4 protein-coding genes are annotated in these 6,047 nt (G+C 52.3%); 3 read left to right on the top strand and 1 reads right to left on the bottom strand.

All coding sequences use genetic code 11. The features are described from left to right. Positions 1-767: CsgG/HfaB family protein (locus AB7U36_RS16615; protein WP_428160816.1), on the bottom strand; the 767-nt coding region annotated here is incomplete at its 3' end. A gap of 386 nt (positions 768-1,153) precedes the next feature. On the opposite strand from AB7U36_RS16615, the gene AB7U36_RS16620 reads away from it, so the two are divergent. The 3 genes from AB7U36_RS16620 to AB7U36_RS16630 all read left to right on the top strand — a co-directional run. Beyond that, complete coding sequence (locus AB7U36_RS16620; protein ID WP_428160817.1) at positions 1,154-1,756, top strand: TetR/AcrR family transcriptional regulator; 603 nt, start codon at positions 1,154-1,156, stop codon at positions 1,754-1,756. Further along, a complete protein-coding gene (locus AB7U36_RS16625) occupies positions 1,753-2,937 on the top strand; it encodes an efflux RND transporter periplasmic adaptor subunit (protein ID WP_320396803.1) in 1,185 nt (394 codons plus the stop codon). Before AB7U36_RS16620 ends, AB7U36_RS16625 begins: the two co-directional genes overlap by 4 nt. A 15-nt stretch (positions 2,938-2,952) precedes the next feature. After that, a partial coding sequence (locus AB7U36_RS16630; RefSeq protein ID WP_428160818.1) for an efflux RND transporter permease subunit occupies positions 2,953-6,047 on the top strand: 3,095 nt, incomplete at its 3' end.

Raw genomic sequence — 6,047 nt, forward strand, 5'->3', positions numbered from 1 at the left:
GCCGCCATTGCCGTTGCTCCGCCCTGCACAGCCATGGTCCCGCCTGTGCCAAGCCCGCCGGCCACGGATTGTGCTTTATAAGATTTGACCGCTCTGATCATATTGTTCATGGAATCGGTGAATGCAGCGATAATCACTTTGCCCTCGGGTGTTCTGCCATAGGCCCCTGCCGCGCCCCCGGCATGATGTCCAAACATTCCGCCCACAAGCGAGAAGTCCGTATTTCTGGCACTGCCTTCAGCCGCAGCCAGCTGAACCCCGGAACGGTTTTCAATGAGCGTCAGCATGGTACTGGCATCGCTGGTTTTGAATCCACCGGCTACGGAACCGGCCACTGACCCGAGAAGCGCTCCCACAAGAGCCCCGCCCCCACTGGTATCACGGGCGTTGAAAGTGATGCTCGGCGTCATGGTATAGTCTGCCGCCACCATCTGTCCCTTTCCAAAATTCGACCCACTGCGCATTTCACCGGACTGCATCAGCGCACGCTCCTCCATCATCTGGTTCATCGCCTTGCCGCGTTCAACCACCACAAAGCAATTGGACTGCTGGGCAAGGAGGCGAAGCACGGGCACGGTGGACGGCAAACGCAGGTCTCTTGTCAAATAGTGATACCAGGGTTCATTTCTATCTTCATAAATGGCTAAAGTGCCCAAAGAAGCCGTGCAACGCTCAAGACCCTGGTTTGCGTTCTGGGCCGTTGACCCGCCGGCAGCGCCTGTGGCGGTTGTTTTTGCGCCACTGTCACCGGTTGACATTGAAGACATACACCCTGCCGTCATAAAGAATAGAATACAGGCTGCCACTAAAATTAAATTTGTTTTCCTGTTCATGCAAATTCTTCCTTATAAATTATTTGTATAAAAAATTGAAAGACCCTAAAAAATCAATTTTCTTTCATGAAAACGAACGAATGAAGGACCTTATAAATAATAGCATTGATAGTATGATAGCGCCTTTTGGTTTGTCAAGAATTAAGACAGGATAGCAATTATAAGCTGTGAAAATACCCTTGACAGAAACGGCCTTGGTCTTTATTGTACCCGAACGTCATTTTCTGACTATTTGGTCATTTCTTTAACCGATATAGTCAGGAGATGTTTTTGTTTTTCCCCACAGGAATGATGGCGGGGACAACCCAAGGAAATATTCAATGAATTTGCCCACAAGAAGAAAAGAGATGATGAACCGTCTGCTCAAGGAGCAGGTGGTAAAAACCGTGCTGGCAATGATCCATGAAGGGACACCCGTTACCATGGACAAGGTGGCGTTCAGGTGCGGTGTGTCCAAAGGAACCGTGTACAATTATTTTAAAAACAAAAAAGACCTGTTGAACACTGTCCATGAGGCTGTGATCATTCCCATTAAAAAGGAATCATGCAAAATATTTGAAAAAAATATTCCACCCATGGAAAAAATATACGGGTTCGTGGAGAATGTGTTTAATTTTCAGAAAGAATACCCACTTTATTTTAAATTTATCCAGAGCCAGCGTTCGGCAGCTGCTGCCGTCACCGAGCGCATGGATCTCATCATCATCCCCCTGGTTAACATCTGCCGGGAAGGCATGCACCAGGGGCAGTTTATGGATGCGGACCCCTATGTCATGGCAGCCATGATCTTCGGTACGGTGGTCGGTCCTCTGGAGTCCCTGACATACCGGGAGGAGCCGCTCCAGGATCTGGAAAAACTCAAACAGGAAATTATTCGCTTTCTGGACAAAAGTATACTTAAGGAACAGGAGAGATCGTTATGAAGCGTTTTTTGCTTGGTTTTATCACGGCCGTACTCATTGGCGGTGGATTCTTGTATTTTTCAGGACAGCTTGCCTTGCCCTGGGCAGGGGAACAAAAAGATCAGGCCCCGGCTTCGGCCCCGCAGACATCTGCCCAGGCCGGTCCGCCGGTTGAGGTGGCCGTTTATACGGTCAAGCCCCAGGAAGTGGTATTCACCAAAGATCTGGCCGGCAGAACCTCTGCATACCAGGTGGCTGAAATTCGCCCCCAGGTAACAGGCATCATCCTTAAAAGGATGTTTACCCAGGGCAGTTTGGTTACAAAAGGGCAGCAGCTTTATCAAATTGATCCCGCCACCTACAAGGCCGAATATGAATCCGCATCCGCCAGCCTGGTTCGTGCCCAGGCTGACGTCAAGGCAGTGGAACCCAAGCTTGCCCGGTACAGCCGCCTGGTAAAAATGGGGGGTGTCAGCCGCCAGGTGTATGACGATACCGAAGCCGCCCTGGCCCAGTCCAGGGCGGACGTGGCCGTTGCTCAGGCTAATCTGGCTGCAGCCAAAATCAACCTGGACTACACCAAAGTCTTTTCACCCATATCCGGCCGCATTGGCAAGTCATCGGTCACCGAAGGCGCTCTGGTGACAGCCAATCAAACCACCGCCCTCGCTGTGCTGCAGAATCTGGACCAGATTTATGTAGACGTAAACCAGTCCAGCGAGGAGCTCATGGCGCTTAAAAAAGGCCTGAACAATCCTGAACAGAACTCTATGGTCAGCCTGTTCATCGGAAAGGAAGGTATCCCCTATGACCTGCAGGGCAAACTGCTGTTCTCCGATGCCACGGTGGACCAGAGTACCGGCATGGTTCAGTTGAGGATACTGTTTCCCAACCCTGAAAAGGAACTTCTGCCAGGTCTTTTTGTCCGTGCCAGAGTGGCGCAGTTCCGCCAGGATAACGCCATTGTCGTTCCCCAGCAGGCTGTGGTCCGCAATGCAGACGGATCTGTTTACGTGTGGGTTGTGGATAAGGAAAATACAGTGAAATACCAAATAATTAAAGTATTTCAGGCGGTGAAGGACCAGTGGGTGGTCTCTTCCGGCCTTGCTCCCGGCGACCGGATAGTGGTTGAGGGGTTGCAGAAAATAAGGCCCCAGGCCAAGGTCAGCACCGTGGAATACAAAGCATCCACCAACTCATGATAGCAGGATAAAAACATGTCTCGTTTTTTTATAGATCGTCCCATATTTGCATGGGTTATCGCAATTGTCATTATGCTGTCCGGGCTGTTTGCCGTGCTCACCCTGCCGGTGGAACAATATCCCAAGATTGCCCCGCCCAGCATTACCATTTCAACCCGGTATCCCGGGGCCTCGGCCCAGGTGGTGGAAGACAGTGTCACACAGGTTATAGAACAATCCCTGACCGGCATTGATTATCTAAGATATTTTTCTGCAGCCAGTGAGTCCAGCGGCCAGCTTTCCATCAGCCTGACCTTTGAACCGGAAGCGAATCCGGATATCGCCCAGGTCCAGGTGCAGAACAAAATATCAAAAGTGAAAAATCTTTTGCCCCAGGAAGTTCAGGAACAGGGGCTGACCGTCCAGAAGGCGTCTGACAGTTTCCTGCTGTTAGTTGGATTGTACTCTGAAACCGGCACCATGGACGATGATGATATCTCCGATTATCTTAAATCCAACATGGCCGACCCGGTTTCCCGTGTGCAGGGTGTGGGCGATTTGACCGTGTTCGGTTCCCAGTACGCCATGCGGATATGGGTCAACCCGGAAAAACTCAACGCCTTTAACCTGATGCCGTCGGATGTTGTTGCGGCCATCCGGGCGCGGAACGCAGATGTCTCCTCGGGACAGCTCGGCGGGGCCCCGGCCATCAAAGGCCAGCAGATCAATGCCGTTGTTACGGCCCAGTCCAAACTGCAGACCGTGGAAGATTTTGAAAAAGTTCTGGTCAAGGTCAACCCGGACGGTTCCCAGGTCCGGGTGAAGGATGTGGCCAAAGTGGAAAAGGGGCCTGAAAGCTATGGGTTCACCACCCGGTATAACCGGATGCCCGCGGCAGCCATGGCCATCAGCCTTGCCACCGGTGCCAACGCCCTTGATACGGCCACGCGGGTCAAGGATAAAGTTAAAGAACTGAGCCAGTTTCTGCCACCCGGGCTGAAGGTTATCTTTCCCTACGACACCACACCCTTTGTCCGGCTCTCCATCGAAGAGGTGGTTAAAACCCTGGTGGAGGCCATTGTGCTGGTTTTTTTGATTATGTACCTGTTTTTGCAGAGCTTCAGGGCGACTCTGATACCCACCATTGCGGTGCCGGTGGTTTTGCTTGGCACCTTTGGGGTGCTGTCAGCGTTCGGATTCAGTATTAATTCACTGTCCATGTTTGCCATGGTGCTTGCCATCGGTCTTCTGGTGGATGACGCCATTGTTGTGGTGGAGAACGTGGAACGGGTGATGTCTGAAACCGGGAAACCGCCCAAGGAAGCTACCCGGGAATCCATGGATCAGATTACCGGCGCCCTTGTGGGCATTGCCATGGTGCTGTCTGCGGTATTTATCCCCATGGCGTTTTTTTCCGGTTCCACCGGTGCCATTTACCGGCAGTTTTCTCTGACCCTGGTTTCGGCCATGGCACTTTCAGTACTTGTGGCCCTGGTTCTGACTCCGGCGCTTTGCTCAACCTTGCTCAAGCCGGTGGAAAAAGGTCATCATGAAAATAAACGCGGTTTTTTCGGCTGGTTCAACAAGGGTTTTGACTTCAGCAAGGCCATGTATAAATCCAGTGTCAGATATGCGGCCACCCGGGCGGTAAGATTTCTGGTGATCTATGCATTGATCATTGTGGGTTTGGTCTATGTTTTTAAAGGCATCCCCACGGGATTTTTGCCCGACGAAGACCAGGGCATGATGATGACCATAATCTCCGCCCCGCCCGGCGCCACCATGGAACGGACCCAGCAGGCCGTATATAAAGTGGAAGACTACTTTCTGGAGCAGGAGAAGGAAAATGTAAAAAGTTTATTCACTGTCGTGGGGTACAGCCATTCCGGCCGGGGCCAGAATGTGGCCATGGGCTTTCTCAATCTAACGGACTGGTCCCGGCGCCACCGGTCGGACCAGAAAGCTGCCGCCATTGCAGGCCGGTCCATGGCCCGCATGTACAGCATCAAGGATGCATCTGTGTATGCCTTTATTCCGCCCGCCATCCTGGCCCTGAGTGATGCCACCGGTTTTGACTTTGTGCTGGTGGATCGTGGGGGCCTGGGCCATACCGCACTGATGGACGCCAGAAATCAGATGCTGGGTATGGCTGCTCAGAATCCCAAGCTGGTGGGTGTCCGCCCCGACGGATTGTCCGATGTGCCGCAGTACAAGTTGCACATTGATTATGAAAAGGCCGAAGCGTTAGGCGTAACCACGGCCAATATCACCAATGTTCTGCAGACCGCCTGGGGCTCATCCTATGTCAATGACTTCATGGACGGCAACCGGCTTAAAAAGGTATATATCCAGGGGGATGCAGAATCCCGCATGCTGCCCGAAGACATCAATAGATGGCATGTGCGAAACAGCCGGGGCACCATGGTGCCCTTTTCCTCATTCAGCTATGGCGAGTGGACCTACGGATCACCAAAGTTGGAGCGGTATAACGGAACCTCCTCGGTGGAAATTTTGGGCGCGCCGGCTCCGGGGGTCTCCTCGGGTGAAGCCATGTCCATTATCGAGGAACTGGCCCAAAAACTGCCCAAGGGGATTGTCCTGGAATGGACAAGCCTGTCCTATGAAGAACGGATGGCAGGCTCCCAGAGCGGGATGCTTTACGGCATTTCCCTTTTATTTGTGTTTCTGTGCCTGGCCGCCCTTTACGAATCCTGGTCCATCCCCTTTTCGGTCATGCTTATTGTACCTTTGGGTATTATCGGATCCGTGGTGGCCGCCGACTGGGCGGGATTAAACAATGATGTTTATTTTAAGATTGCGCTGCTGACCACGGTGGGCCTTGCGGCCAAAAACGCCATTCTCATTGTAGAGTTTGCAAAAACGCTATACGAAAGCGGGATGGAACTGGTTCAATCGGCAGTCATTGCCGCCGAGCTCAGACTTCGGCCCATCCTGATGACCTCTTTTGCGTTTATCCTGGGTGTTACACCGCTGGCCATTTCCAACGGTGCGGGTTCTGCCAGCCAGAACGCCATCGGCATCGGTGTTATCGGCGGCATGCTGGCAGCCACAACCCTGGCAATTATCTTTGTTCCTCTCTTTTTCGTCCTCATTGAACGAGGCAGTGAAAA

The organism is Desulfobacter sp. (assembly GCF_050177295.1).